The following is a 24,126-nucleotide window of genomic DNA, read 5'->3' as shown; positions in this document are numbered from 1 at the left end:
GCCGCGTGACCCGGGCCAGCTTCAGGCCTGCTGGCGCGTCGCCGCCAGCACGATCTCGCGGATGCACACGCCTTGCGGCTGCGCATAGGCGTAGTAGACGGCGTTGGCCACGTCCTCGGCGGCCAGCACCTTGCCGCCCATGCCGGCCTTCCAGTCCTGGTAGCCGCTCTTGATGCCCGCGTCCGTGGTGTGGCTGAGCAGTTCGGTCTCGACCGCGCCCGGGGCGATGGTCACCACACGCACATTGTGTGGCGACAGTTCCTCGCGCAGGTTTTCCGACAGGCCATGTACCGCGAACTTGGTGCCGACGTAGGCTACGTGGTTGGGGAAGGTCTTGCGGCCGGCCACCGAACTGATGTTGATGATGGTGCCGCGACCGCGCTCGGCCATGCCGGCGGCGACGGCGTGCACGCCGTTGAGCAGCCCCTTGACGTTCACGTCCAGCATGCGGTCCCATTGCGCCGGGTCCTGGCGCGTGATGTCGCCCAGCAGCATGACGCCAGCGTTGTTGACGATGGCGTCGGCCGGACCATGCAGGGCTTCGGCCTCGCGCAGGGCGGCGGCCAGCGCGGCGCGGTCGGTCACGTCGACCTGGCGCGCCAGCGCATTCGGCAGGTTCAGCGCCTGCATCGGTTCCAGCCGCCGCGCCAGCAGCAACAGCGGGTGGCCGTGGGACGAGAACAGGCGCGCGGTGGCCAGGCCGATGCCGGAACTGGCGCCGGTGATGACGACGAGGGGGCGTTGAGGGGTAGTCATGAGGGAAACTCCAGGTATCGATTATTCATATGCCTTAGGGGCTGGAGACCATTCTAGGGCGGGCTTTTTTGCTTGAAAAATGGTTTATTCTTCTCGCATCGATCGGAAAAACTTATGGATAGCCGCCAGCTCAATGCCTTCATCGCGGTCTTCGAGGAACGCAACATCACCGCCGCCGCGCAACGCCTGCACCTGAGCCAGCCGGCGTTGTCGGGCACCATCAAGGCCCTGGAAGGCGTGCTTGGCACGCAGCTTTTCGAGCGCCAGGCGCGCGGCGTGTCGGTCACCGACGCGGCCCGCATCCTGTATCCGCAGGCGCGGCGCCTGGTGGCGCAGACCGAGTCGATGGCACGCCAGTTCCGCCAGGACGCTCGCCTGGCGCAACTGCGCATCGGGGTCGAAGGCGAGATCGCGGGCGCGCACGTGCGCGCCTTCGTGGCGCAGGCCCGCCAGGCGGTGCCCAATCTGATGCTGCTCCTGCTGGAAGGCTGCGTCGGCGACGCCCGCCTGGCGACCGAGGACGAACGCTGCGAGGACGAGCTGTTCGTGCCGCTGTGGGACGACCCCTATGCCATCGCCATGCCCTTGGATGCGGGCACGGCCGCACCGGCTTGGATCGTGTGCCCCGACCACCCCAGCCACCAGCGCCTGTTGCCGTACTACGGCGCCGCCGCCAACGCGCCGGCCGGCCAGGCTGGCTCGCTGCGCCTGGCGCTGGAACTGGTGGCCGCCGGCGTCGGCGCCTGCGTTGCGCCGCATTCCCTGATCGCGCAGCAAGCGGACGTGGCGATCCACGACCTCGACGGCCTGGCGCTGTCGCGCCGCATCGGCCTGTGCTATGCGGCGCAGGCGCTGGACAAGCCGGCGCTGGCATTGCTGACGGAACATCTGCGCGAGGCAGGCCAGGGCTGAATGGCGCGCGGCTGCCTGGTAGCGGCGCGAATGGGATAAAATAGTAACAATTCCCATTTAGATTGCTCGCGAGCTGCGCCGTGTCCTCGACCGATACCCTGCCCACCGACACCGTCACGCAGATCTACCGCGAGCACCATGGCTGGCTGTCGGCCTGGCTGCGCAAGAAGCTCGGCAATTCCTTCGATGCGGCCGACCTCGCCCACGACACGTTCCTGCGCCTGATGGCGGCGCGCGTGAGGGCAGGCGGCGGCGACGAGCCGCGCGCGCTCCTCACGCACATCGCCAAGGGGCTGGTGGTGGATCACTGGCGCCGCCGCGCGCTGGAGGACGCCTATCAAGCCGCCGCGGCGCAGCTGCCGGCGCGCGAGGTGCCGTCGCCCGAGGTGCGGGCGCTGATCCTGGAGACCCTGTACGCGATCGATGCCACCTTGCGCACCCTGCCGGCCAAGACCCGCGAGATCTTCCTGTCGTCGCAGTTCGACGGCATGGCGTATGCCGACATCGCGCGCGCGCAACGCGTATCGCTGGCCACGGTCAAGCGCCACATGCAGAAGGCGCTGACGGCCTGCCTCATCGCCTACCAGGCGGGTCCCGCATGAGCGCGACGCCGGACCCCGCCCTGCTCGAGGAGGCCGCCGGCTGGCTGGTGCGCTTCCAGTCGGAAACCCTGTCGGTCGCGGACCGCGCGGCGTTCGAGCGCTGGCGCGATCGCAGCGCGGCGCATGCCGCCGCCTGGCGCCGGGTCGAAGACATGCTGCGCAGTTTCGGCCAGGTGCCGCCGGCGTTGGGCGCGCATACGCTGCGGCGCCTTGAGCGGCCCGCGCGCCGGCAGGTCCTGCGCACCGTGACCGGCCTGCTGCTGGCGGGCCCGGCGGCCTGGCTGGCCTGGCGCGGGGTGCCCTGGCGCGAATGGAGCGCCGACGCCCGCACGGCCATCGGCGAGCGGCGGCAGATGCTGCTCGCCGACGGCACGCGCCTGTGGCTGAACACCGCCACCGCGGTGGACATCCAGTACAGCGCGCGGCAACGGCTGGTCTGGCTGCGCGCGGGCGAGATCCTGCTGACCACCGGCAGGGACCCGGCGCCGGCGCCGCGGCCGTTCCTGGTGCAGACCGGGCTCGGCAGCGTGCAAGCGCTGGGCACGCGCTTCATGGTGCGCGACGAGGGCGCCGCCATCCAGGTCGCGGTGTTCGAGGACGCCGTGGAAATCCGCGCTGCCGGCGGCGCGCGCCGGGTGCTGCGCGCGGGGCAGCGGGCCCGCTTCGACGCGGACGCCATCGGGCCGGACCAGGCCGCGGACGCCGCGCAGGTCTCGTGGGAGCACGGCATGCTGGCCGCGCGCAATTGGCGGCTGGCCGATCTGGTGGACGAACTGGCGCGCTACCGGCGCGGCTTTCTGCGTTGCGATCCCGAGGTGGCCGGGTTGCGGGTATCGGGCGCGTTTCCCCTGGCCGACACCGACGCCAGCCTGCGGCTGCTCGAGAAGACGCTGCCGGTGCGGATCCAGCGCGTCACGCCGTATTGGGTCACCGTGGCGGCGCGGCCGGCGGGCGGCGAGACCGTCGTTACAAATTAATCGCCGCCGCGCTGACACTTTTTCCGTCTTCGTCCGGTGTACCGGGTGAATCGTCGCGGCCAGGCCGCGAGGCCCGCCCACGAAGGATCTTCCATGCCCGTCCGCCATTCCCGTCATCCGTTCCGCCGCGCGCGGCCCCAATCCCGCCCGGCGCTGGCCACGGCCCGCGCGCTCGGGCTGGGCCTGGCCCTGCTGCTGTCGAGCGCGGCGCCGGCCGCGCGCGCCGCCGACGACGCCAGCGCCGCGCGCGGCAACTCCTATGCGATTGCGGCGGGGGCGCTGGGCGACGTGCTGGCGCAGTTCGCCGCCGCTTCGGGCGTGCCGCTGTCGTTCGACCCGGCCTTGCTGGCCGGGCGCCACAGCGACGGCTTGAACGGCGTCTATACCGTGCGCGATGGCTTTGCGCGGCTGCTGGCCGGTTCCGGCTTCGCCCTTGCCGAGCAGGGCGATGGCGCCTACTCGCTGCGCAGGCTGCCGGCGTCGGGCGAGACCACCACCTTGCCGAACATCGTCGTGGCCGGCGCCGGCGCACCCGCCTCGGCCCTGCCGGCCAGCTATGCCGGCGGCCAGGTCGCGCGGGGCGGCCGGCTGGGCATGCTGGGCAACCGCGACGTGATGGACGCGCCTTTCAGCGTCGCGAACTATACCGCCGACCTGCTGGCCAATCGCCAGGCGGTGACGCTGGCCGATGCGCTCAACGTCGATTCCTCGGTGCGCTTCACCGGCCAGATCGGCGGGGTGACGGATTCGTTCTACATCCGCGGCTTCCCGATAGGCGAAGGCAACCTGGGCGAGATCGCGTTCGACGGGGTCTATGGCGTGGCGCCCAACTACCACGTGTTCACCGACTACATCGAACGCGTCGAGGTGCTCAAGGGTCCGGCCGCGCTGCTGTATGGCATGTCGCCCAACAGCGGCGTGGGCGGCGTCATCAACATGGTGCCCAAGCGCGCCTTGCCGCAAGACCTGACGCGGGTGTCGGCCGACTACGCCGGCACCTCGCAGTTCGGCGGCCGCGTCGACCTGAGCCGGCGCTTCGGCGATGATGGCGCCTGGGGCGTGCGCGTCAATGGCCTGCACCGGCAGGGCGACACGCCGCTGGACAACCTGCATTCGCGCACCGACATCGGCGCGCTGTCGCTGGACTACCAGGGTGAAAAGCTGCGGGCCTCGCTGGACCTGCTGACGCAGGAGGAAAAGGTGGACGCGCCGACGCGGCCATTCCTGGTGGCCGCCGGACTGCGCACGCCGGACGCGCCCGATGGCCGGCGCAACGCGACCCAGCCTTGGGGCTGGTGGAAATCTTCCGGGCAGTCCGCGCTGCTGCGGGTGGAGTATGACGTCGGCGAGCGCCTGACCGTGTTCGCCGACGCAGGCGGTTCGGATACCTCCATCGACCGGCTGTCCGACCAGACCCCCACCATCGTCAACGCCGCTGGCGACACCGTGGTGACGCCCAACCATTTCAAGTTCCCGGTCGACCGCAGCACCTACAACGCCGGCCTGCGCGCCCGGCTGGATACCGGCCCGGTAAGCCACGCCGTCACTTTCATGGGCACGCTGTACAGCGACCGCAACGCGCAGGCCAGCGTGAATGGAACGCCGCTGTCGTCCAACATCTATCACCCGGTGACGCGGCCGCGGCAGGACATCGCCGCGCCCGCCAGCGTGCCCAAGGTGTCGTCCTCGGACCTGACCGGCTTCGCGCTGGCCGACACCATGAGCGTGCTGGACGAGCGCGTGCAGCTGACGCTGGGAGCGCGCCAGCAGCGCGTCGAGTCGCGCAATTTCAATCCCGTCAGCGGCGCGCGCACGGTCAGCTACGACGAAAGCGCCGTCACGCCGCTGGCCGGACTGGTGCTCAAGCCGTGGCACAACGTTTCGTTCTACGCCAACTACATCGAGGGCCTGAGCAAGGGCGACGTGGCGCCGGCCACCGCGTCCAACGCCGGGCAGGTGTTCAAGCCGTACAAGTCCAAGCAGAAGGAAGTGGGCGTCAAGGTCGACTTCGACAGCGCCATGCTGACCCTGAGCGCATTCGAGATCACCAAGCCCAGCGGCCAGTTGACGGGCACGGTGTATGCCGCGGACAGCGAACAGCGCAACCGCGGCCTGGAGCTGAACCTGTCGGGCGAGCCGCTGCGCGGCCTGCGCCTGCTGGGGGGCGTGACCTTCCTGGATGCCGAGCTGACGCGCACCAGCAACCCGGCCACGCGCGGCAACCGGCCGGTGGGCGTGCCGCGCTGGACGGCCAACCTGGGCGCGGAGTGGGATACGCCCTGGGTCGCCGGGCTGACCCTGACCGGCGGCGTGATCCACACGGGCACGGAATACGTCAACCAGGCCAACACCCAATCGGTGTCCTCATGGACCACCTTCGACCTGGGCGCGCGCTACGTCACGCGCATGCACGGCAACAACCTGACCTTGCGCGCCAATGTCGTCAACGTGTTCAACCGCGCCTATTGGTCGGGCGTGGCGTCCTACGGCACCATCTCGCAAGGCGTGCCGCGCACGCTGATGCTGTCGGCCTCGATGGACTTCTGACGGCGCCTGGCGCGCGCTACGGCGCCAGGATGCCGCGGATGCGGGCCAGGTTGTCGAGCGTGCTGCGCAGGTGATGCGCCAGCGCCCGGGAGGCTTCTTCGTTGCGTTCGCGTTCGAGCAGGTCGAGGATTTCCAGGTGCTGGTCGCAATGCTGGCGGTAACGGCTGCGATCCTGCATCGAGCGGTACGACAGCAGCCGGCGCACGCGGTTGACGCGCTTGATGGTCTCGATGAAGAACGGGTTGCCGGAGGCTTCGACCAGCGACTCGTGAAAGCGCACGCCGCGCTCGTGCAAGCGGTCGGGGCTGTCGCCGTCGATGCCGCCGTCGAGCAGGTGGCGTTCGGCGGCGCGGCAGCGCTGCAGCACGGCGGGGTCCAGGCGGAACGTCGGTTCCAGCAGCGCCGCCGGCTCCAGCGCCAGGCGCAGGCGGTACGACTGCAACAGGCTGTCGGGCGTGGTCATCATCGACGAGAACTCCCAACCGTAGCCGGGGCGCCGCTCGGCCCAGCCTTCCTGCGCCACGCGCGCCAGCAGGGCCTGGGCCTGGGCTTGCGTCAGGCCATAGCGGGCCCGCAGCTGGGCCTCGCTGCATTGCAGCGGCAGCGCGCCGCGCAGCAGCTCGTCGGCCAGGCGGAAATAGCTTTGCGTGACGATGTCGTCGGCGACGGGGGCCAACGCGGCCGGCGCGTGCGCCAGCGCGTCATGATCGAGTTGCAGGAAATAGCCGCGGTTGGGCTGGCGCGCCACGATGCCATGCCGTTCCAGCAGGACCAGCGCGTCGTTCACCGGCGAGCGCGACAGGCGCAGGCGGTCGGCCAGTTTCTGCGCGCTCAGGTGCGCGCCGGGGCTCAGGCGGTCTTGCTGGATCAGTGCCAGGATCTTGTTGGCGGTGTGGGTCTGCGCGCTCATGGGTGGACGGAAATCGGCGGGGGTTCGGCCCGGCGCTCCGGCGTCCGTGCGCGGTCGCCGAGCGTGTCCGCCAGGATAGCCGGAATCACGCCGCCCATCCGCAGCAAGCGCAGTTCCAGCTGGGTCTCCACGGCTGCCGTGGCGCGCAGCGATTGCGTGGCGCCGTTGGCGCGCAGCAGCCGCACGGTGATGGACTGGCGCGGCGCCAGCTCGTGCGCGGGACAATCGATCTCGATGCGGTCGCCGGGCCGCAACGCCAGGCTTTGCGGCCCGGCGTCCGCGGCCAGCCGCAGGGGCAGGATCCCCATGCCGATCAGGTTGGAACGATGGATGCGTTCGAAGCTCAGCGCCAGCACCGCGCGGATGCCGAGCAGCCGCTGGCCCTTGGCGGCCCAGTCGCGCGAGGAGCCGGTGCCGAAGCGTTCCCCGGCCACCAGCACCACCGCGTCGCCGTCGCGGCGATAGCGCTCGGCGGCCTCCCAGATCGGTGCGATGGCGCCGCTGGGCGCATGCACCGTGTGGCCGACCGGGGCGTCGGGACACAGCAGGTTGGCCAGGCTCTTGCTGTAGAACGCGGCGCGCATCATCACCTGCCAATTGCCGCGGCGCGAGGCGAATACGTTCAGGTCGTCGCGGTCATCGCCTTGGGCCACCAGGAAGTCGGCGACCAGGCTGTCGGGTGGAATGGCGCTGGCGGGCGAGAGGTGGTCGGTGGTGACGTCGTCGCCCAGCACCAGCAACGGGTGCGCGGCGTAGCGGCCCAGCTGGCTTGCCGGGCCGGCGGCGGCAAAGGGCGGCCGGCGCAGCGCGGTCGAGGCCGGGTCCCAGGGAAAACAGGGCGTGGCGGGCGACCGCAGGGCCTGCCAGCCCGGATTGGCGCTGGCCGCCTGGAACGCCCGCTGGAAATCGTCGGCGCGCACGCCGCGCGCCAGCGCCGCGTCGATCTCGTGGTCGTCGGGCCAGAGATCGCGCAGGAACACCGCGCGCCCATCGGGCGCGACCTGCACCGGCTCGCTCGCCAGGTCGCGCTCGGCGTCGCCGGCCAGCGCGAAGGCAATGACCAGAGGCGGCGACATCAGGAAGCCCAGGTCCAGGTCCGGGTGGATGCGGCCGGTGAAATTGCGGTTGCCGGACAGCACCGCCACCGGCCGGACGGCGCCGGCTGCCATGGCCTCGCGCACCACCGGCGGCAAGGGGCCGGCGTTGCCGATGCAGGTGGTGCAGCCATAGCCGACGATGCCGAAGCCGACCGCCTCCAGGTCATCGAGCAGGCCGGCGCGCGCCAGATAGTCGGCGGCGGCGGGCGAGCCCGGGCCGAGCGAGGTCTTGACCCAGGCGAGCGCCTTGAGCCCGGCGCGGCGCGCCTTGCGCGCCAGCAGGCCGGCCGCGACCAGCAGGCGCGGGTCGGAGGTGTTGGTACAGCTGGTGATGGCGGCGATGGCGATGGCGTGGCGCGGCAGCGGCGAGGCCGTCGCCGGCGAGAACGCCTGGGCGGCGAGAAGGGCGCGGGTATGTTCGTAGGGATGCAGGTCCTGCGGCCGCGTGGGGCCGGCCACCCGGGTGCCGACCTGGTCCAGCGCGATCTCGACCACGCGCGTATAGCGCGGCGTGGCCGCCGGATCCAGCGCCAGGCCCGCGCTGGCCGCGTAGGCGCCGACCCGCGCCACCTGGGCCGCGTCGCGGCCGGTCTGGCGCAGGTAGTCGAGCGTATTGCCGTCGATGGGGAAATAGCCGGTGGTGGCGCCGTACTCCGGCGCCATGTTGGCCACCACGCAGCGGCTGCCGGCCGACAGGGTGGCGACGCCGGGACCGAAGAACTCCACGAATTCGCCGGATACGCCGATGGCGCGCAGGCGCTGGGTCACGGTCAGCGCCAGGTCGGTGGCGGTGATGCCGGCCGGCAGCGCGCCGCTCAACCGCACGCCGATCACGTCGGGAATGCGCAGCATGGTCGGCATGCCGAACATCACCGTCTGCGCCTCCAGCCCGCCCACCCCCCAGCCCAGCACGCCGATGCCGTTGATCATCGGCGTGTGGCTGTCGGTGCCGATCATCATGTCCGGGTGCAGCATGCCGTCCTGCTCGCACACCACGGTCGCCAGCTGCTCCAGGTTGATGGTGTGCATGATGCCGGTGCCGGGCGGATGGATGCGCACGTTGGACAGCGCCTGCGAGGCCCAGCGCAGGAAGCGGTAGCGCTCGGCGTTGCGGCGCAGTTCCAGCGCAAGGTTGTGCGCGGCCGCATCCGCTTGCGCATAGGCCTGCACCGCCAGCGAGTGATCCACCGACACGTCCACCGGCAGCACCGGATTGAGCGCGCGCGGGTCCATGCCGGCCTCGTCCAGGGCGTCGCGCATGGCGGCGATATCCACCAGCGCGGGCGTGCTGGTGGTGTCGTGCATCAGGACGCGGCCCGGCTGGAAGGCGATCTCCGCCTCGCTGGTGCCGCGCGCCAGCCACGCGAACAGGGCCGCCACGGCCGCGTCGCGCTCGGCGCCGCGCATGTTGCGCAAGGCGTTTTCCAGCAGCAGCCGCAGCACCACGGGCAGGCGCAGGAAATCCGGACCGTACCGGCCCGCCATGTCGATGTGGGTATAGGCGACGCCGCCCAGCGTGAAGCCGGTGCGGCGGGGTGGGGTGTCGTCGGGGGTCTCCATGGCGGCTAGTTTTGCACATTGAAGTGTAAAAATGCAATGTGATTTCTAGCCAGCCCTGCCGGCGCCCCGGCGCGGCAGGATCGCCCGGGCCGGTCAGGGCGGGGCCGACAAGCCGTCCAGCGGCAGCGACAGGCCCACCCGTTCGCCGCTGCGCACCCGACTGACGGCGTGGCGCAGCGTGGCGCGGTAGTCGCCGTTAGCGCCATGGACGGGGCGGTGCGCCACCGCGATCACGGCGGCGTCGCCCCGTTGCAGCGGCAAGACCATGGGACGCGACTGCTGGCGCGGGCGTTGCTCCGTCATGACGAATTCGCCGCCGGTGAAGTCCTGGCCGGGCTCGGACAGCAGCGCAATCAGGCCGAACGGGAACGCGGCGTCATCCGCGGCGTGGCGCAGGGGCAGAAAGCCGTCCTGGCGCAATCTGTTCAGGCAGGGCGGTGCCATTGCCGTGGCGGCGGGGGCGGCGCGTCCCAAGCGCCGCGCCCAGGCATCCGCCAGCGGCGCCAGCCGGGCGCGCAGCGCGCCTTGCAGGGCGTCCAACCCCGACGGCAGCGGCGGGCGCAGCGAGCGCCATGTGTCGCCGTCCACACCGCTTGGCATGGCCTGCGCATCGTCGAAGGCGCGCGCCATGGCAACCGCCTGGGCGGCGCTGAACAGCGCGGGCAGCGGCGCCCAGCCCTCCGCGTCCAGCTGCCGCTGGATATGGTCCCAGTCGTAGCGCCGCAGCGACAGGGGCGCGCTCATGGCGCCGCCGGCGACGGGGTGGCGGGCATGCGCCACAGATACCAGGCCGCGATCGTGCGGTACGGGCTGAAGGCCTCGCCGATGGCGCGCATCTGCGCCGGCGAGGGCGCCTTGTCCAGCCGCTTCAGGCGCCGGTAGCCCTCGCGCACGCCGAAGTCGTCCACCGGCAGGATGTCCATGCGTTCCAGCGTGTAGATCAGCAGCATCTCGACGGTCCAGCGGCCCACGCCGCGCAGCGTCACCAGGCGTTCGACCAGGGCTTCGTCGCTCATCGCCAGCGCTTCGTCGCGCGCCGGGATCAGGCCGTCCAGCGCGGCCTGCGCGATGCCGCGGATGGTGGCCAGCTTGGACGCGGAGAAGCCGCAGGCGCGCTGGACCTGCGGATCGGTGTCCAGCAATGCGCGCGGCGCGGGAAAGGCCTGTCCGGGATACAGCGCCAGCAGGCGGCCGAGAATCGCGTCGCCGGCGCGGGCGTGCAGCTGCTGGTAGGCGATGGCGCGCACCAGCGCCTCGTAGGGATCGCGCGCCGGCCGCGAAGCGTGTCGACAGGGGCCGATGGCGGCGACATGGCCGGCCCAGTCGGCATCCAGCGCGGCCAGGTGCCGGGCCGCGCGCGCATAGAGGGCGGCAACGTCGTCGGCGGCGGCGGTCGCCTGGCGGGGCGCCGGCCGCGCGCGCTTCGGAGGGGAGGTCGGTGGCGTCATGAGGGGAAAGCTGCGGGTTGAATGGGGGCGCGGCCCGGGTTTGGCCGGCCGCGATACAGCATAGCGAAGCCTGCGGTGCGGCACACTCCGCTGCTTGCTGCCCCGGCCGCGGCCGGGTTGGCGCGGTGCAGTATGCTCTAGGGCTTCCCCGACCCTCCCCGTAGCCGCAATGACTGATTTTCCCTTTGACGCCGTGTTGTTCGATTGCGACGGCGTCCTGGTCGATTCCGAACCGATCACCGCCCGCGTCCTGACCGAGATGCTCAACGAGCTGGGTTGGGCCATCACCTTCGAGGAAGCCACGCGTATCTTCACCGGCAAGGCGGTGCGCGACGAACTGCCCTTGATCCAGGCCCGCACCGGCGTGGCGCTGTCGCCGGAGTGGTTCGCACAGTTTCGCGAGCGGCGCAATGCCGCGCTCGACCGTGAACTGCGCGAGATTCCGGGCGCGCCGGATGCGGTGCGCGCCCTGCACCGGACGCTGGCGGGCCGCATCGCGGTCGCCTCGGGCGCCGACCGCCGCAAGGTCGAGCTGCAGCTGGCCAAGGTCGGCATCGCGGACTGTTTCGGCGAACGGGTCTTCAGCGGCCACGAGATGCCGCGCAGCAAGCCGCACCCCGACGTCTACCTGGCCGCGGCCAGCGCGCTGGGCGTCGATCCGCGGCGTTGCGCCGTGGTCGAGGACACCGTCACCGGCGCCACCGCCGGCGTGGCGGCGGGCGCCACGGTGTTCGGCTACAGCCCCGATGCCAACGGCCACAGCAGCGCCGAAGCGCTGCGCGGCGTCGGCGTGACGCACGTATTCACCGACATGGCGCAGCTGCCGGGCCTGCTGGCGGGCTGGGCCGCGGCGCGCTGAGGCGCCGCGCGCGCCGTCAACGGCCGGCGTACTGCTCGCCGCCGTCCAGGTCGATCACCGTGCCGCTGAGATACCCGGCGCGCGGCGACGCGCCGAACACCACCATGTCCGCGACTTCCTCGGGCTCCATCAGGCGGCCGAAGGGCAGGTCGTTCAGGGTTTCCTGCCAGCGCGATTCATCGCCCCAGCGGGCCTGCGCGCGTTGCCTGGCCAGGGTCAGCACCCGGTCGGTGCGGGTGCGCGACGGATTGACGCCGAACACGCGCACGCCGTGGCGCGGCCCGTCGCCGCCCAGGGCGCGGGTGAAAGCGATCAGCGAGGCATTGGCGGCCGCGCCGCAGATGTAGTCGGCCCGCGGCGCCGAGCCTGCCATGCCGATGATGTTGGCGATGACGCCGGCGCCCGCCGCGCGCATCAGCGGATAGTAGTGACGCGCCAGGTCGATGTAGCCGTGCACTTTCAGGTCCCAGCCGGCGCGCCAGCGTTCGTCCTGCACCTGGTCCAGGGCCCCGCCGGGCACCGCGCCGGCGTTGTTGACCAGGATGTCGATCGCCCCGGTCCGCTCCAGCACCCGGGCCGCGGCGCCCGGCTGCGCCAGGTCCACCGCCACGGTGCGCGGCTGGCGGCCGGTCTGCGCCAGGATCGCCTGCGAGGCGGCCTGCAATGCGGCGTCGTCGCGCGCGGCCAGGATCGGCTCGGCGCCCTCGCGCGCGAAGGCGGTGGCGCAGGCCAGGCCGATCCCCTTGGACGCGCCCGTGATCAGGACGCGCTTGCCAACCAGTTGTAGATCCATCCAAAGCTCCTCGTCGTGCCCGTCTCGATGCGGACCTGCCTGATGTTGTAAACCAGATGGGCGCAGCCACGCCAGCGCGGCCCTGCTATGCTGGCGCAACCACCACGGGGAGACGACGATGGCGGATATCTGGCTGGAGATCTGGAGCACCTTGCGCAGCGAATTCGCCGACATCCCCGACGTCGGCGAGGCGACCCGCATCGTGCTGCGACTGGGCATGGCGGTGCTGCTGGGCGGCCTGCTCGGTTACGAGCGCGAGCGCAGCGGCAAGGCCGCCGGCCTGCGCACCCACATGCTGGTGGCGCTGGGCGCGGCGATCTTCGTGCTGGTGCCGCTGCAGAACGGCATGCAGGTCGGCGACCTGAGTCGCGTGCTGCAGGGCGTCATCGCGGGCATCGGTTTCCTGGGCGCGGGCGCCATCATCAAGCTCAGCGACGAACGCGAGATCCGTGGCCTGACCACGTCGGCCAGCATCTGGATGACGGCCGCCATCGGCGTGGCCGCCGGCATGGGCCGCGAGGCCACCGCGGTGGCCAGCACGCTGATGGCGCTGTTCGTGCTGGCGGTGCTGCGGCGGGTCGAGGCGCGCATCGCGGCCAAGGGCGACAAGCGCGTGATCGAGACCGAGCGCCCCTGAATCGACTTCAGATCCAGACGTCGTTGGGCGCGCTGCGCTCGCCTCCCTGGTCGCCGTTGTTGCGCACCCCGCGCGGCTCGATCAGCATGGCATGCACTTCTTGCGGCGCACAGGGCTTGTGTTCCACGCCCCGGGGGACCACGGCCATTTCGCCCGGGCCCAGGTCGATGTGGCCGTCGCGCAGGTCGATGCGCAGCTGGCCTGCCAGCACGATGAAGGTCTCGTCGGTGTCGGCATGGGCATGCCAGACGAACTCGCCGTGCAGCTTGACCAGCTTGAACTGGTAGTCGTTCATCTCGGCGATGACCTTGGGCATCCAGGGTTCCTGGATCAGCGACAACTTGCGGGCCAGGTTGATGGCGGTGATGGCGGGCATGGCGACGTCCTCGGTGCGGCAATGAAAACCACAGCTTAGGGAGCGGCGCGCGCGGGGTCTTGTACGTTTGTGCGAAACGCGTCAGCGGCGCAGGTTGCCGCGCCAGTGCGCGGGCGTCATGCCGAAGGCCTCGGCGTGGCGGCGCGTCATGTGGCTCTGGTCGGTGAAGCCGGCGGCCAGCGCGGCCTGCGCCAGGGGCTGGCCCGCGGCGATCAGGCGGCGCGCCAGGTCCAGGCGGCGCAGCAAGGCATAGCGATAGGGACTGGTGCCGTACAGCGCGCGGAAGTCGCGCGACAGGCTCCAGCGGTCGATTCCGGCGGCGCGTTCCAGCTCGTCCAGCGATACCGCCTGGCCGCGCGCGTCATGGATGTACTGGCGGGCGCGTTCGCAGGCGGCGTAGTCGGGGCGGGGCCGGGCGGGAACCTGGCCGGCCGCGGCGCAAAGCGCCTGCGTCAGGTCGTAGATCGCGTCGTCCTCGCGCAACGGGTCCGCCATGGCGTCGGTGTCGCCCAGCAGGGCGGCGCAGGCCGCGCGCAGCCGCGCATCGCTGGAAATGCCGTCGCGCACGAAGGGCAGCGGGCGGCCGCCCAGGATGCGCTGGATCAGCGCCGGCTGCACATACGCCATGCGGTAGTGGAAGCCGGCCTCGGTGCCGGCCTGGCCGTCGTGGGCCTCGTCGGGGTGCAGCACCAGCACGCCGCCAGGCAGGCTGTGCCGCAGGCCGCGGCGGTAGTGGAAGCTCTGCACCCCCGCCAGCGTACAGCCGATGGCGTAGGTGTCATGCCGGTGCAGCCCATAGCCGCGGCCGCCGAAATAGGCTTCGATGCGCTCGAACCGGTCGTCCGGCGCGTGGCGCACGATCCAGTCGCGCGATGCGGTGGCGGCAGCGGAGCGGGCGGCCATGGCGGGGGCGGACTACTTCAACTGCACCAGCACGAACTCGTTGCCGTACAGGTCGATGAAATGCGCATAGACGGCCGCGGTGTCATCGACGGGCTCTCGGGTGAAGCGCACGCCGCGCGCGGCGAAGCGGGCGTGGTCGCGCGCCACGTCGTCGGTGTAGAACACCCCCACCGGCTGGCCGCCGGTCTGGTCGCCGACGCGGTCGCGCTGGGCCTGGGTCTGCGCCTGCAACAGCCAGACGCCCACCGCGGGTTGCTCGGGCAGGCGCAGGTGCACATAGCGCTGCGGCCCCACCGCCATGTCGACGAACACCTCCATGCCCAGCTTGTCCTGGTAGAAGGCGATGGCGGTGTCGTAATCGTTGACCAGCAGGACGAGGCGGCCCAGCGAATGCATGTCGGACTCTTTTGAAAGTTAGGCTTGCGGCTATGCTAACCGGTCTTCATGGCGCCACTTCGCGCAGCAGCCGGAATCCGACCAGCGGATAGCGCGTTTCGGGAGTATTCCAGTTGCGGTAGGCCGAGCGCGTGTAGAGCGGCCAGGTGTGCCACGAGCCGCCGCGGCGCACCCGCACGTTGCCGCTGGCGGGGCCTTGCGGGTCGTCGCGCGGCGAGTGCGCGTAGTAGTCCTCGCCGTACCAATCGGCCACCCATTCCCAGGCGTTGCCGTGCATGTCGTACAGCCCGAAGGCGTTGGGCGCGTAGCTGGCGACCGGCGCGGTGTAGCGATGGCCGTCGCTGCGCGCCACCGCGTAGGCCTGCCACTTGGGCCAGAGCGGCGCGGCGTCGGCGTCGAAAGTGTTGGCCACTTCCGCCAGGGCGGCCGGATCGTCACCATGCTGATAGCGGCCCCGGCCGCCGGCGCGCGCCGCGTATTCCCATTCGGCCTCGGTCGGCAGGCGGTAGACGCGGCCTTCGCGCTGGCTCAGTCAGCGCGCCATGGCGACGGCGTCGTTCCAGCTGACGTTGACCACCGGATGGGCGTCGGTCTGGGGGAAGCCGGGATTGCGCCACGAATAGCGGCGATCGCGGCCTTCGAAGGCATCGCCGCGCTCGGACGCGTCGGGATCATAGGCCGCGTTGTAGCCATAACCGCCGGTGCCGTCCGCTTCGGATTCCGGCACGTAGCCGGAGGCTTCCAGGAAGCGGCGGAACTGGCCCACGGTGACCTCGGTGGCCATCAGCTGGAACGGCCGGGTGATGCGCACGGCGTGCACCGGCGCTTCGTCGAACAATTGCGTGAAACGCTCCCGAGGGTAGTGCGGATAGTCGCGCGCCAGCGTCTCGGGCGCTTCGTCGCTGCCCATCAGGAAGCGGCCCGCCGGCACCGCGACGAACGGCATGCCGAGCGAATTCTCGACGCCGGCGGCGGGTTCGGCGGCGCCGGCGGGCGGGAGGGCCGACAGGCACAGAACGGCAAGGGTAAGGCGCGGGCGCATGGGATTCCCAAGGGGCGAAAAGGGTGCTCGATAGTAGGGCCGCTCGCCGGCGGCCGCCAGTTCTGGGGAACCCGCATGCGGGCCAGGCGGCGCTAGCCGGCGGGCTGGTCGAGCCAGCCGCGCGGCGATGCGCCGAGCTTGCGGCTGAAGGCGCGCGACAGCGCCGAGGCGTTGGCGTAGCCCAGCTCGGCGGCGATGACCTTGACAGGCCGGCCCTGGCGCAGCCGGGCCTGGGCCAGGGCCAGGCGCCAGTCCGCCAGGTAGTCGGCGGGCGGTTGGCCGACCGCGTCGCGGAACGCGGCGGCGAAGGCGCTGCGCGACATGCCGGCTTCCTGCGCCAGCGCGGCCAGGGTCCAGGACGCGCCCGGCGCCTGGTGCATGGCGACCAGCGCGCGCGCCAGCCGGGGATCGGCCAAGCCCGCCATCAGGCCGGCCTGGATGCCGGCCTCGTCGGGGTGGTCGACCAGCCAGCGCAACAGTTGGATCAGCACGACTTCGAACAGCTTGTCGGCCAGCAGGCGCTGGCCGCAACGCACCGATTCGGTCTCGGCGAACAGCAACGCCAGCGACTGTTCCAGCCCGTCGATCCGCGCCAGCGGCAGCGCGATCAGGGGAGGCAGCGCGCGCACCAGCGGATTGCGCGCGCCGCCATCGAAATCCAGCGTGGCGCAGGTGAAGTCGCTGCCGTCGCGCGGCGGGTTGTGGAAGTCGTGCCGCACGGGCCGGGGGTAGAACAGCAAGGTCGGTTCATCCAACGCCAGGCGGCGCGGCAGGTCCTGACCCGCCGGATGGCGGACCTCCATCCGGCCGCGCCGCAGCACGTGCAGGAATCCGCGTCCGTCCTCGGGCGGGAAGCGGGTCAGCCCGCACATCGGGCCGCTGTGGAACAGGCGCGCGCGGGCGCGGAACTGTTCCAGGAGGGCGGACAGGCGATCGACGGGTTGCGGCATGGTGCTTGGACGAATGGGTATGTTTGATGGACGTAAAGTATCCAATGATACTGCCGCAACGGGAATACTGGATGCCAGGCGAAGGACCCTTCCGGTCAGCGCCGCGATGCCCTCCCACTTTCAAAGGAAACCATCATGTCCCGTGTACCCCTGCTCGACACCGCCACCGCTCCGGCCGCCAGCCAGGATCTGCTGCGCCAGATCCACGGGACGTTCGGCGCCACCCCCAATATGTTCCGCGCGGTGGCCAATTCGCCCGCGGCCCTGGCCAGCATGTGGGCCGCCTTCGGCGCGCTCGGCGGCGGCACGCTGTCGCCGCAGCTCGGCGAGAAGATCGCCGTGGCGGTGGCCGACAGCAACCGCTGCGAATATTGCCTGGCCGCGCACACCGCGCTCGGCCGCAAGGCCGGCGCCAGCGCCGAGCAGATGGCCGCCGCCCAGGCCGGACAGGCCGACGATCCGCGCACCGCGGCGGCGCTGGCGTTCGCGCTCAAGCTGGTGCGCGGCCGCGGCCAGGTCAATGATGCCGACGTCGTCGCTTTGCGCCAGGCGGGCTTCGACGACGGCGAGATCGTGGAACTGCTGGCGCACGTGGCGCTGAACCTGTTCACCAACTACGTCAACGTCGCCTTCGACGTGCCGGTGGATTTTCCCAAGGTGGCGCTGCGCGCCGCCTGAGGCGGGCCGCTTCAGCCGGCCTGGCGAATGGTGAAGTTGATCCGCACGCTGCCCAGCGTGGGATGGGGGCGGTCCTTGAGCGGCAGCACGCCGTGATAGCGCAGCCGGTCGACGCCGCCCCACACCACCACGTCGCCATGGAACAGCGGCACGTGCACGGCGCGATCGCCGCGCGCGTGGCCGCCGAACAGGAACACCGCCGGCATGCCGAGCGACACCGAGACGATGGGGGCGCCGTAGTCGCGCTCGTCCTTGTCCTGGTGCAGCGACAGCCGCGATCCCGGCTGATAGCGATTGACCAGGCAGGCGTCCGGCGCGAAGCCGGGAAAGCCCGCCGCCAGCGCGGCCGCGCGCGCCAGCGTGTCGAAGGCCTCGGGCATGGCGGGCCAGGGCAATCCCGACAACGGATCCTCGCGCGTATAGCGGTAACCGTGTTCGTCGCTGGTCCAGCCATGGCGGCCGCAGTTGGTCAGCGCCACCGACATGGGCAGGCCGCCGGGGGTGACCATGTGGCGAAAGGGCGCCTGGCGGCGCACCGTGTCGACGCCGGCCAGCAGCGCCTGCGCCGCCGGCAGCGCGTAGCCGCGCAGCACCATCGACTGCGCGCCGATGCGCTCGAGGCCGGTCTGCGCGATCTCTTCGTCGTCAAACAGGTTCAGGCTGGTTCCCATGTCAGGTCGCGTCGTGGAAGATCACGCCGAGCGTGTGGCGCCGGCCGCCGCGCAAGGCGCTGACGCCGTGGCGCATGGCCACGCGGCGCCAGCCGCGCGAGCCGGCCACCGGTCGCTGGTTGACGGTGAACACCAGCGCATCGCCCTGGCGCAGCGGCAATACCTCGGCGCGTTGGCCGGCGCTGTCGGTTTCGGTCATGACGAATTCGCCGCCGGTGAAGTCTTCGTCCGGCCGCGACAGCAGCACCGCGACCTGCAAGGGGAACACATGTTCGCCATACAGGTCCTGGTGCAGGCAGTTGTAGTCGCCGGCTCCGTACCGAAGAATCAGCGGCGTGGGCCGGCGCTGGCCCGCCTGGTGGCAACGCGCCAGGAAGGCGGCATGCTCGGCCGGATATTGCACCGCGATGCCCATCTGCCGGTTCCAGCGGTTGGCGATCGGCGCCAGCCGCGGATACAGCGCGGTGCGCAAGTTGTGCAGCAGGCGCGGCAAGGGATAGGCGAAGTACTTGTACTCGCCGCGGCCGAAACCGTGGCGGCTCATGACGATGCGGCTGCGGTAGCGGTGCTCGTCGTCGTAGCCGGCCGCCAGCGCCTGGCATTGCGCGGGCGTGAGCAGGCCGGCGACCACGGCGTGGCCGCGCGCGTCCAGGTCGGCGGCGATGCGGGTCCAGTCCAGGGTGTCGAGCTTGCTCATGGGAGAAGCGGGGCGGGAAGTCGGCGGATATCCAGTCTACCGCCGGCGCGGCCGGCGTGAACTCCGTAATTTGCTCCGCCGCCCGCGTCGTGGCCTGTCCGGCAACCTGCGTGTTGGCTTGGACGGCTGCTTGCGGCCGGACTACAGCAGCGACTCGATCGGCAGCAGCGACACGAACCAGACCGAGAACCGCTGCCAGGCGGTGGTGCCGGGCTCGGTGTCGTGCCGGATCGTGCGGCCTTCGCGCTGCTCCAGCCAGTAGAGCCGGTCCTGGTCGTCCAGGCGGACACGATAGGCATTGCGCGGGATGTCCTGGTCGAAGGCCGTGGCGATGTGCCGCGCCAAGGTCGGGCTGTCGATGACGAAGCCCAGTTCGGTGTTCAGGCGGGCCGAGCGCGGATCGAAATTGAACGACCCGACGAACACGCCGCGCCCGTCCACCGCGAAGGTCTTGGCGTGCAGGCTGGAACCGGAGCTGCCGAACGGTCCCAGGCTCTTGTTGCGCCCGATCTCGCCCGCCTGCCGCTTCATCTCGAACAGCTCGACCCCGGCCGCCAGCAGCTCGCGGCGGCGCGTGGCGTAGCCGGAATGCACCACCGCCACGTCGGTGGCCTCCAGCGCGTTGGTCAGGACCCGCACCTTGACCCCGCGCCGCGCCATCGCCGCGAAGGCGGCGGTGCCGCTGGCGGTGGGCACGAAGTAGGGCGATACCAATTCCACGTCGGTGGCGGGCGTGCCGATGATGTCGTGCAACTGGTGCGACAGCATGGCGTCGGCCGGCGCGGTGCCGAGGGTCTTGCGCGGATCGTCGCTCACCATGCGGGTCGGGGCCCATTCCAGGGCCAGCTCGCCGCGCAACAGCTGCTGGATGAAGGGCAGCTGGCGCATGGCTTCGGCGTAGGCCGCCGCCGCGGGCGACTGCTCGACGGCGGCCGCCCGCCGGGCCAGCGCAGCGAGCTGGTCAGGGCCGGCGGGCTTGAGCAGGCCGACCACGGGATAGGCCGACTGGCTGGCCCAATAGCGGTCGAAGTCGCTTGAGACGTCCTGCACCACGGGCCCCACGGCCAGCACGTCCAGGTCGGAGAACAGCACGCCTTCGGCCGCGCCGAAATACTCGTCGCCGATGTTGCGGCCGCCGACGATGGTGGCCTGGTTGTCGGCGGTGAAGGACTTGTTGTGCATGCGCCGGTTCAGGCGGCGGAAGTCGGTCAGGTAACCGATGGCCTTGGGCCAGCGTACCGCGAAGGGGTTGTACAGCCGCACCTCGATGTTCGGGTGCGCGTCCATGGCCGCCAGCACCGTGTCCAGTCCGGAGGTGCCGTTGTCGTCCAGCAGCAGGCGCACCCGCACGCCGCGGTCGGCCGCCGCGTGCAGGGCTTCCATCAGCATGGTGCCGGTCATGTCGTCGTGCCAGATGTAGTACTGCACATCCAGGCTGCGTTGCGCGGTGCGCGCCAGCATCATGCGCGCGGCGAACGCGTCGTGGGCGTCGGCCAGCGCGTGGATGCCGGACTTGCCGGGGTGTTCGGCCGCCAGCGGCGTAATGGCCCGGCCCAGCGGCGTGTCGCGCGCCACGTCCGGCGCCAGCGCCTGGGTCGGGTTGGTCGTCGCCCGGGGCGGCAGCCCGCAGCCGGTGAGAATGCCAAGGCACAGAGCGGTCATGGACAGGAAACGGAGGGTAGGCATGGGCCGTATTGTGCCGAATTGTCGCCATGGCCGTCGAAGGGCTCGGCTGCGTCGCAGGCAGGAACGCATTCGCGTGGCCCGCCAGCGGGCACCGTTGATGTATTTCCATATATGGGATAAATTCCCGAATATGGAAAATTCATTCGCTCCCGAAGCCGACCTGGACCAACGCCTGGCCGATCGCCTGAAAACGCTGCGTGTCGAACGCGGCTGGTCGCTGGACGAACTGGCCGGGCGCGCCGGCGTCAGCCGCGCCACGCTGTCGCGCCTGGAAAATGCCGAGGTCAGTCCCACCGCCAGCGTGCTGGGCAAGCTGTGCGGGGCCTACGGCATGACGATGTCGCGCCTGATGCGCATGGTCGAAGACGACTTCACCCCGCTCGTGCCGAGCGCGGCGCAGGCGCTGTGGGTCGATGGCGGCACGGGCTTCCGGCGCCGCTCGGTCTCGCCGCCCTCGCAGAAGCTGGCCGGCGAAGTGCTGGCCTGCGAACTCCCCGCGGCCACCCACATTGCCTACGAGCATTCGCCGCGCGCCGGACTTGAACATCACCTGGTCATGCTGGAAGGCGAACTGTCGGTCCGCGTCGACGGCCAGTCCCATACTCTGGCGCGCGGCGATTGCCTGCGATACCAGCTTTACGGCGCCAGCGCCTTCGATACCCCGCCGCACAGCGGCGCCCGCTACCTGCTGTTCATCATCTGAGTCCGCCATGTCTCCCTGCCTGCCTGCCTTGACCTCCCTGTCCGCCGACCAGGCGCGCGATCGCTTGCCCGAGCTGGGCGCGCTCTTGCATGCCTGTGTGCAGGACGGCGCCAGCATCAGTTTCGTGCTGCCGTATTCGATCGACGAGGCGCAGGCCTTCTGGCGCGACAAGGTGCTGCCGCCGCTGGCGGCCGGCCGCCTGGCCTTGCTGGTGGCGTGGCAGGACGGCCGTATCGCCGGTTCGGTGCAGCTCGATTGCGACACGCCGCCGAACCAGCCGCATCGCGCCGAGATCCGCAAGCTGATGGTGCATCCCGATTTCCGGCGCCAGGGCATTGCGCGGGCGCTGATGCGGGCGGCGGAAGCCGCGGCCGTGGCGGCCGGGCGCAGCCTGATCACGCTGGATACGCGGACCGGCGACAATGCCGAGCCGCTCTACGCCTCGCTGGGTTATCACACCGTGGGGGTGATTCCGGGATTCGCCCGCGACGCGCGCGATCCGTCCAGGCTGGACGGCACGACCATCATGTACAAGGCGCTCTAGGAGGGCCCGGAGACGGCCGGGCGGGCAAGGCCGTTCAGGCGAGCGGCTTCAGTCCCACGCTGTAGGGCGGGGCATTGCCGCGCGCGGCGGCCTTGATCTTCAGCATCGAGCCGCCCGGCGTGAATTCGAACTCCTGGAACGGCACTTCGAACCACTGGTGGAAGCTGGTGCGCGAGAATTCCGGCACCCAGACCTTGGGGCGCTTGGCATCGCAGTGGAATTCCACCAGCGTGCGATCGATGCCCAGCGGCCGGGTGTTGCCGATGCGGTAGCTGGCGCGCAGTTCGGCGCTCTCGGTGCGGCCGGGCTGCCAGGTCAGTCCGATGGACATCATGAATTGTTCGATCGCTTCAATGCCGCGATACATAGCTGACTCCGAATGCTGCCAGGCGCGGGCGCCGGCAGGAAACCGCCGCCCGTGGGCGGGAAATAGGCGGATTATCCGCCATTCCCCGTTTTCCTGCGCGGCGCCGGCTCGCCGCGTCAGCCTGGCGCCGCCGGCGCGGCGACGAAGTTCAGGATGGCGGCGGCCACCGCCTGCGGCGCCTCGCGCTGCGGGAAATGCCCCACGCCATCGAGCACCCGGCGTTCGTAGCGGCCGCTGAAGTAATGCGCCTTGCCTTCGGACGTGGCGGGTTGGTTGCAGGTGTCGGCGCCGCCATGCAGCACCAGGGTCGGCACGGCCAGCCGCGGCGCCGGCGTGAGCCGCGCGCCATCCTGCGCATAGGCTGGGTCGCCGGCTTCCAGGCCCCAGCGGTGGCGATAGGAGTGCAACACCACCGCCGCCCAGTCGGGGTTGTCGAACGCCTGCGCGGCCTCGGCGAATTCCTGCTCGGTGTACCAGCCAGGCGGCGACCAGGTGTCCCACAGGTAGCGGGTGAAGCCGCGCGCGTCGTCGCGCACGGCGGCGGCGCCGCGCGGGGTGGCCATGAACCAGTGGTACCAGTAGCTGCGCGCCTGGGGCAGCGGCAGGGCCTGCGCGGGATCGTTGGTGCCGTAGCCAACCGACAGCAGCACCAGCCGCGCGGCGACGCCCGCGTCCAGGCCGCAGGCGTTGGCGGCGGCACGCGCGCCCCAGTCGTGACCCACCAACAGCGGTTGCTCCAACCCCAGGGCGGCGATGAAGTCCAGCAGGTCGCGGCCCAGCGCCGCCAGTTCGCCGCTGCGCGGCGTGGCCGGGTCCAGGAAGCGGGTCGGGCCGAACCCGCGCAGCGCCGGGCACAGCACCCGGTAGCCTTCGGCGGCCAGGCGTTGCGCCACCGGGCCCCAGCCGGCCGGGCTGTCGGGCCAACCGTGCAGCAGCACCGCGCTGCGGCGGCCGGCGGGATTCCACTCGAGATAGGCGATTTCGAGCAGGGGGGTATGGATCGTGGAGTAAGAGGGCATGGCGCCGTGTCCGGGGATGTCGGGAGTTCCACGATAGCGGCACGGGTAATCATGATTAGTGAATAATCCGGGTTTATTATCAAAGAATCGTGTACTGATTCCGCCCCATGGACACCCTCCCGACTTCCCCCGGCGCCGTGCTGGACCTGACACTGCTGCGCACCTTTCTCGAGGTCGTGGACCACGGCGGTTTCGCGCTGGCGGCGGACGCGCTGGCGCTGACGCCATCGGCGGTCAGCGGCCACATCAAGCGCCTTGAATCGGCCGCCGGGGCCGTCCTGCTGGCACGCACCACGCGCAGTTTCGAACTGACCGCCGCCGGTGAAACGCTGTACGCCTACGCGCGCAACATCGTCGAGCTCGAGCGCGAGGCCCGCGCCCGGCTGAGCGGCGCGGGCCTGAAGGGCCGCTTGCGCATCGGTTCCTCGGAAGACTTCGCCGGCGCCTGGCTCGCCGAGGTATTGCAGGCATTCCATCGCGCGCATCCGGGGGCGTCCATCGAGCTGAAGGTGGGCGTGACGGCGGATCTGCTGCGCCAGCAGGCGCGCGGCAAGCTCGACGTGGTCTTCGGCAAGCAGTGCTCGCGCGTGCGCGACGAGGGCGAACTGCTGTGGGAAGAGGAACTGGTGTGGGCCTGGGGCGAAGACAAGGCCTGGCTGCCCGGCGAACGCGTGCCGCTGGCGGTGTTCCCCGAACCCTGCGTCTACCGCGAAGCCGCGATCGCGGCGCTGGGCAAGGCGCGGCGGGCGTGGTCGCCGGCATTCGAAAGCGGCAGCATGGCCGGTTGCCTGGCGGCCGCGCAGGCCGGTTTCGCGGTGGCCCCGGTGGCGCGCAGCCAGCTGCGGCCCGGGCTGCGGGCGCTGTCGCGCGAAGAAGGCATGCCGGCGCTGCCGAATGCGCGTTTCTATGCCTTCGCGCGTTCGGCCGAGCCGGTGGCGCGGGCGCTGGTGGCGGCGGTGCGGCAGACCGGCCAGCGGCGCCGCTTCGCAGGCTGAG

General features: G+C 71.0%; 25 protein-coding genes and 1 pseudogene. 10 read left to right on the top strand and 16 right to left on the bottom strand.

Annotation, left to right across the window (positions count from 1 at the left end; genetic code table 11):
- Window positions 1–21: 21 nt before the first annotated feature.
- On the bottom strand, window positions 22–756 hold the full coding sequence (locus AT699_RS25455; protein WP_024070272.1) for an SDR family oxidoreductase: 735 nt from the start codon (window positions 754–756) through the stop codon (window positions 22–24).
- A 114-nt stretch (window positions 757–870) separates the two neighbouring features.
- Here AT699_RS25455 and AT699_RS25450 point away from each other — a divergent pair, with 114 nt between their 5' ends.
- From AT699_RS25450 to AT699_RS25435, 4 genes are all read left to right on the top strand, one after another.
- A complete protein-coding gene (locus AT699_RS25450) occupies window positions 871–1,668 on the top strand; it encodes a LysR family transcriptional regulator (protein ID WP_024070271.1) in 798 nt (265 codons plus the stop codon).
- Window positions 1,669–1,748: 80 nt separating this feature from the next.
- Window positions 1,749–2,270, top strand: a complete 522-nt coding sequence (locus tag AT699_RS25445; RefSeq protein WP_006387399.1) for a sigma-70 family RNA polymerase sigma factor — start codon at window positions 1,749–1,751, stop codon at window positions 2,268–2,270.
- Complete coding sequence (locus AT699_RS25440) at window positions 2,267–3,247, top strand: FecR domain-containing protein (RefSeq protein WP_024070270.1); 981 nt, start codon at window positions 2,267–2,269, stop codon at window positions 3,245–3,247. The genes AT699_RS25445 and AT699_RS25440 overlap by 4 nt, the downstream gene beginning before the upstream one ends.
- A gap of 93 nt (window positions 3,248–3,340) precedes the next feature.
- A complete protein-coding gene (locus AT699_RS25435; RefSeq protein WP_024070269.1) occupies window positions 3,341–5,794 on the top strand; it encodes a TonB-dependent receptor in 2,454 nt (817 codons plus the stop codon).
- A 16-nt stretch (window positions 5,795–5,810) separates the two neighbouring features.
- On the opposite strand, the gene AT699_RS25430 is transcribed toward AT699_RS25435, so the two are convergent.
- The 4 genes from AT699_RS25430 to AT699_RS25415 all read right to left on the bottom strand — a co-directional run bounded on the left by AT699_RS25430 (window position 5,811) and on the right by AT699_RS25415 (window position 10,809).
- Window positions 5,811–6,704, bottom strand: coding sequence for a GntR family transcriptional regulator (locus AT699_RS25430; RefSeq protein ID WP_006387401.1), 894 nt, complete (start codon window positions 6,702–6,704; stop codon window positions 5,811–5,813).
- A complete protein-coding gene (acnA, locus tag AT699_RS25425) occupies window positions 6,701–9,361 on the bottom strand; it encodes an aconitate hydratase AcnA (protein WP_024070268.1) in 2,661 nt (886 codons plus the stop codon). The genes AT699_RS25430 and acnA overlap by 4 nt, the downstream gene beginning before the upstream one ends.
- Window positions 9,362–9,454: 93 nt before the next feature.
- Window positions 9,455–10,105: a 2OG-Fe(II) oxygenase gene (locus AT699_RS25420; RefSeq protein WP_024070267.1), complete on the bottom strand. Its 651-nt coding sequence runs from the start codon at window positions 10,103–10,105 to the stop codon at window positions 9,455–9,457.
- Window positions 10,102–10,809: a DNA-3-methyladenine glycosylase family protein gene (locus tag AT699_RS25415; RefSeq protein WP_024070266.1), complete on the bottom strand. Its 708-nt coding sequence runs from the start codon at window positions 10,807–10,809 to the stop codon at window positions 10,102–10,104. Before AT699_RS25415 ends, AT699_RS25420 begins: the two co-directional genes overlap by 4 nt.
- Window positions 10,810–10,978: 169 nt before the next feature.
- On the opposite strand from AT699_RS25415, the gene AT699_RS25410 reads away from it, so the two are divergent.
- Window positions 10,979–11,668 carry an HAD family hydrolase gene (locus AT699_RS25410; protein WP_024070265.1) on the top strand — a complete coding sequence of 230 codons (690 nt, stop codon included), beginning with the start codon at window positions 10,979–10,981 and terminating at the stop codon, window positions 11,666–11,668.
- A gap of 16 nt (window positions 11,669–11,684) precedes the next feature.
- Here AT699_RS25410 and AT699_RS25405 read toward each other — a convergent pair whose 3' ends face one another.
- Window positions 11,685–12,461 carry an SDR family oxidoreductase gene (locus tag AT699_RS25405; RefSeq protein ID WP_006387405.1) on the bottom strand — a complete coding sequence of 259 codons (777 nt, stop codon included), beginning with the start codon at window positions 12,459–12,461 and terminating at the stop codon, window positions 11,685–11,687.
- 118 nt (window positions 12,462–12,579) lie between these two features.
- Between AT699_RS25405 and AT699_RS25400 the strand changes: the two genes are divergently transcribed.
- Window positions 12,580–13,098, top strand: a complete 519-nt coding sequence (locus tag AT699_RS25400) for an MgtC/SapB family protein (RefSeq protein WP_006387406.1) — start codon at window positions 12,580–12,582, stop codon at window positions 13,096–13,098.
- A gap of 7 nt (window positions 13,099–13,105) precedes the next feature.
- On the opposite strand, the gene AT699_RS25395 is transcribed toward AT699_RS25400, so the two are convergent.
- The 5 genes and pseudogenes from AT699_RS25395 to AT699_RS25375 form a co-directional block, all read right to left on the bottom strand.
- Window positions 13,106–13,474, bottom strand: a complete 369-nt coding sequence (locus tag AT699_RS25395; protein WP_024070264.1) for a cupin domain-containing protein — start codon at window positions 13,472–13,474, stop codon at window positions 13,106–13,108.
- Window positions 13,475–13,555: 81 nt separating this feature from the next.
- Window positions 13,556–14,377 carry an AraC family transcriptional regulator gene (locus AT699_RS25390; protein ID WP_024070263.1) on the bottom strand — a complete coding sequence of 274 codons (822 nt, stop codon included), beginning with the start codon at window positions 14,375–14,377 and terminating at the stop codon, window positions 13,556–13,558.
- Window positions 14,378–14,389: 12 nt separating this feature from the next.
- Window positions 14,390–14,773 (bottom strand): VOC family protein, encoded by a 384-nt coding sequence (locus AT699_RS25385; protein ID WP_024070262.1) that lies wholly within the window; start codon window positions 14,771–14,773, stop codon window positions 14,390–14,392.
- Between the two features lie 46 nt (window positions 14,774–14,819).
- A pseudogene (locus AT699_RS25380) lies at window positions 14,820–15,815 on the bottom strand (formylglycine-generating enzyme family protein).
- 92 nt (window positions 15,816–15,907) lie between these two features.
- Window positions 15,908–16,765 (bottom strand): AraC family transcriptional regulator, encoded by an 858-nt coding sequence (locus tag AT699_RS25375; protein ID WP_006387414.1) that lies wholly within the window; start codon window positions 16,763–16,765, stop codon window positions 15,908–15,910.
- Between the two features lie 135 nt (window positions 16,766–16,900).
- Between AT699_RS25375 and AT699_RS25370 the strand changes: the two genes are divergently transcribed.
- Window positions 16,901–17,443, top strand: a complete 543-nt coding sequence (locus AT699_RS25370; protein WP_024070261.1) for a carboxymuconolactone decarboxylase family protein — start codon at window positions 16,901–16,903, stop codon at window positions 17,441–17,443.
- 11 nt (window positions 17,444–17,454) lie between these two features.
- Here the strand turns inward: AT699_RS25370 and alkB are convergent, their stop codons facing one another.
- From alkB to AT699_RS25355, 3 genes are all read right to left on the bottom strand, one after another.
- The gene (gene alkB / locus AT699_RS25365; protein WP_006387416.1) at window positions 17,455–18,114 is read right to left on the bottom strand and encodes a DNA oxidative demethylase AlkB; all 660 of its coding nucleotides are present in this window, start codon (window positions 18,112–18,114) and stop codon (window positions 17,455–17,457) included.
- 1 nt (window position 18,115) lies between these two features.
- A complete protein-coding gene (locus tag AT699_RS25360; protein ID WP_024070260.1) occupies window positions 18,116–18,811 on the bottom strand; it encodes a 2OG-Fe(II) oxygenase in 696 nt (231 codons plus the stop codon).
- Window positions 18,812–18,952: 141 nt separating this feature from the next.
- On the bottom strand, window positions 18,953–20,497 hold the full coding sequence (locus AT699_RS25355; RefSeq protein ID WP_024070259.1) for a phospholipase D family protein: 1,545 nt from the start codon (window positions 20,495–20,497) through the stop codon (window positions 18,953–18,955).
- Between the two features lie 130 nt (window positions 20,498–20,627).
- Between AT699_RS25355 and AT699_RS25350 the strand changes: the two genes are divergently transcribed.
- Together AT699_RS25350 and AT699_RS25345 are read left to right on the top strand one after the other, a co-directional pair.
- Window positions 20,628–21,200, top strand: coding sequence for a helix-turn-helix domain-containing protein (locus tag AT699_RS25350; RefSeq protein ID WP_035183043.1), 573 nt, complete (start codon window positions 20,628–20,630; stop codon window positions 21,198–21,200).
- 7 nt (window positions 21,201–21,207) lie between these two features.
- Window positions 21,208–21,744: a GNAT family N-acetyltransferase gene (locus AT699_RS25345; RefSeq protein WP_047991731.1), complete on the top strand. Its 537-nt coding sequence runs from the start codon at window positions 21,208–21,210 to the stop codon at window positions 21,742–21,744.
- A gap of 34 nt (window positions 21,745–21,778) precedes the next feature.
- Here AT699_RS25345 and AT699_RS25340 read toward each other — a convergent pair whose 3' ends face one another.
- A complete protein-coding gene (locus AT699_RS25340; protein ID WP_020926561.1) occupies window positions 21,779–22,111 on the bottom strand; it encodes a hypothetical protein in 333 nt (110 codons plus the stop codon).
- A gap of 116 nt (window positions 22,112–22,227) precedes the next feature.
- Window positions 22,228–23,130: an alpha/beta fold hydrolase gene (locus tag AT699_RS25335; RefSeq protein WP_024070256.1), complete on the bottom strand. Its 903-nt coding sequence runs from the start codon at window positions 23,128–23,130 to the stop codon at window positions 22,228–22,230.
- Window positions 23,131–23,237: 107 nt separating this feature from the next.
- On the opposite strand from AT699_RS25335, the gene AT699_RS25330 reads away from it, so the two are divergent.
- Window positions 23,238–24,125: a LysR family transcriptional regulator gene (locus tag AT699_RS25330; protein ID WP_024070255.1), complete on the top strand. Its 888-nt coding sequence runs from the start codon at window positions 23,238–23,240 to the stop codon at window positions 24,123–24,125.
- Window position 24,126 lies beyond the last annotated feature (1 nt).

This window comes from Achromobacter xylosoxidans (assembly GCF_001457475.1).
In the GTDB taxonomy this organism is placed as follows: Bacteria; Pseudomonadota; Gammaproteobacteria; order Burkholderiales; family Burkholderiaceae_B; genus Achromobacter; species Achromobacter xylosoxidans.
This window is presented reverse-complemented; position numbering and strand designations above follow the sequence as displayed.

Excerpts from the sequence above, each read along its gene's own strand:
- AT699_RS25395 (WP_024070264.1), bottom strand. The coding sequence starts at position 13,474 with ATGCCCGCCATCACCGCCATCAACCTGGCCCGCAAGTTGTCGCTGATC.
- AT699_RS25400 (WP_006387406.1), top strand. The coding sequence starts at position 12,580 with ATGGCGGATATCTGGCTGGAGATCTGGAGCACCTTGCGCAGCGAATTC.
- AT699_RS25450 (WP_024070271.1), top strand. The coding sequence starts at position 871 with ATGGATAGCCGCCAGCTCAATGCCTTCATCGCGGTCTTCGAGGAACGC.
- AT699_RS25355 (WP_024070259.1), bottom strand. The coding sequence starts at position 20,497 with ATGCCTACCCTCCGTTTCCTGTCCATGACCGCTCTGTGCCTTGGCATT.
- acnA (WP_024070268.1), bottom strand. The coding sequence starts at position 9,361 with ATGGAGACCCCCGACGACACCCCACCCCGCCGCACCGGCTTCACGCTG.
- AT699_RS25370 (WP_024070261.1), top strand. The coding sequence starts at position 16,901 with ATGTCCCGTGTACCCCTGCTCGACACCGCCACCGCTCCGGCCGCCAGC.
- AT699_RS25420 (WP_024070267.1), bottom strand. The coding sequence starts at position 10,105 with ATGAGCGCGCCCCTGTCGCTGCGGCGCTACGACTGGGACCATATCCAG.
- alkB (WP_006387416.1), bottom strand. The coding sequence starts at position 18,114 with ATGGGAACCAGCCTGAACCTGTTTGACGACGAAGAGATCGCGCAGACC.
- AT699_RS25385 (WP_024070262.1), bottom strand. The coding sequence starts at position 14,773 with ATGCATTCGCTGGGCCGCCTCGTCCTGCTGGTCAACGATTACGACACC.
- AT699_RS25375 (WP_006387414.1), bottom strand. The coding sequence starts at position 16,765 with ATGCCGCAACCCGTCGATCGCCTGTCCGCCCTCCTGGAACAGTTCCGC.
- AT699_RS25415 (WP_024070266.1), bottom strand. The coding sequence starts at position 10,809 with ATGACGCCACCGACCTCCCCTCCGAAGCGCGCGCGGCCGGCGCCCCGC.
- AT699_RS25435 (WP_024070269.1), top strand. The coding sequence starts at position 3,341 with ATGCCCGTCCGCCATTCCCGTCATCCGTTCCGCCGCGCGCGGCCCCAA.
- AT699_RS25360 (WP_024070260.1), bottom strand. The coding sequence starts at position 18,811 with ATGAGCAAGCTCGACACCCTGGACTGGACCCGCATCGCCGCCGACCTG.
- AT699_RS25410 (WP_024070265.1), top strand. The coding sequence starts at position 10,979 with ATGACTGATTTTCCCTTTGACGCCGTGTTGTTCGATTGCGACGGCGTC.
- AT699_RS25440 (WP_024070270.1), top strand. The coding sequence starts at position 2,267 with ATGAGCGCGACGCCGGACCCCGCCCTGCTCGAGGAGGCCGCCGGCTGG.
- AT699_RS25330 (WP_024070255.1), top strand. The coding sequence starts at position 23,238 with ATGGACACCCTCCCGACTTCCCCCGGCGCCGTGCTGGACCTGACACTG.
- AT699_RS25350 (WP_035183043.1), top strand. The coding sequence starts at position 20,628 with ATGGAAAATTCATTCGCTCCCGAAGCCGACCTGGACCAACGCCTGGCC.
- AT699_RS25430 (WP_006387401.1), bottom strand. The coding sequence starts at position 6,704 with ATGAGCGCGCAGACCCACACCGCCAACAAGATCCTGGCACTGATCCAG.
- AT699_RS25345 (WP_047991731.1), top strand. The coding sequence starts at position 21,208 with ATGTCTCCCTGCCTGCCTGCCTTGACCTCCCTGTCCGCCGACCAGGCG.
- AT699_RS25405 (WP_006387405.1), bottom strand. The coding sequence starts at position 12,461 with ATGGATCTACAACTGGTTGGCAAGCGCGTCCTGATCACGGGCGCGTCC.
- AT699_RS25335 (WP_024070256.1), bottom strand. The coding sequence starts at position 23,130 with ATGCCCTCTTACTCCACGATCCATACCCCCCTGCTCGAAATCGCCTAT.
- AT699_RS25390 (WP_024070263.1), bottom strand. The coding sequence starts at position 14,377 with ATGGCCGCCCGCTCCGCTGCCGCCACCGCATCGCGCGACTGGATCGTG.
- AT699_RS25340 (WP_020926561.1), bottom strand. The coding sequence starts at position 22,111 with ATGTATCGCGGCATTGAAGCGATCGAACAATTCATGATGTCCATCGGA.
- AT699_RS25455 (WP_024070272.1), bottom strand. The coding sequence starts at position 756 with ATGACTACCCCTCAACGCCCCCTCGTCGTCATCACCGGCGCCAGTTCC.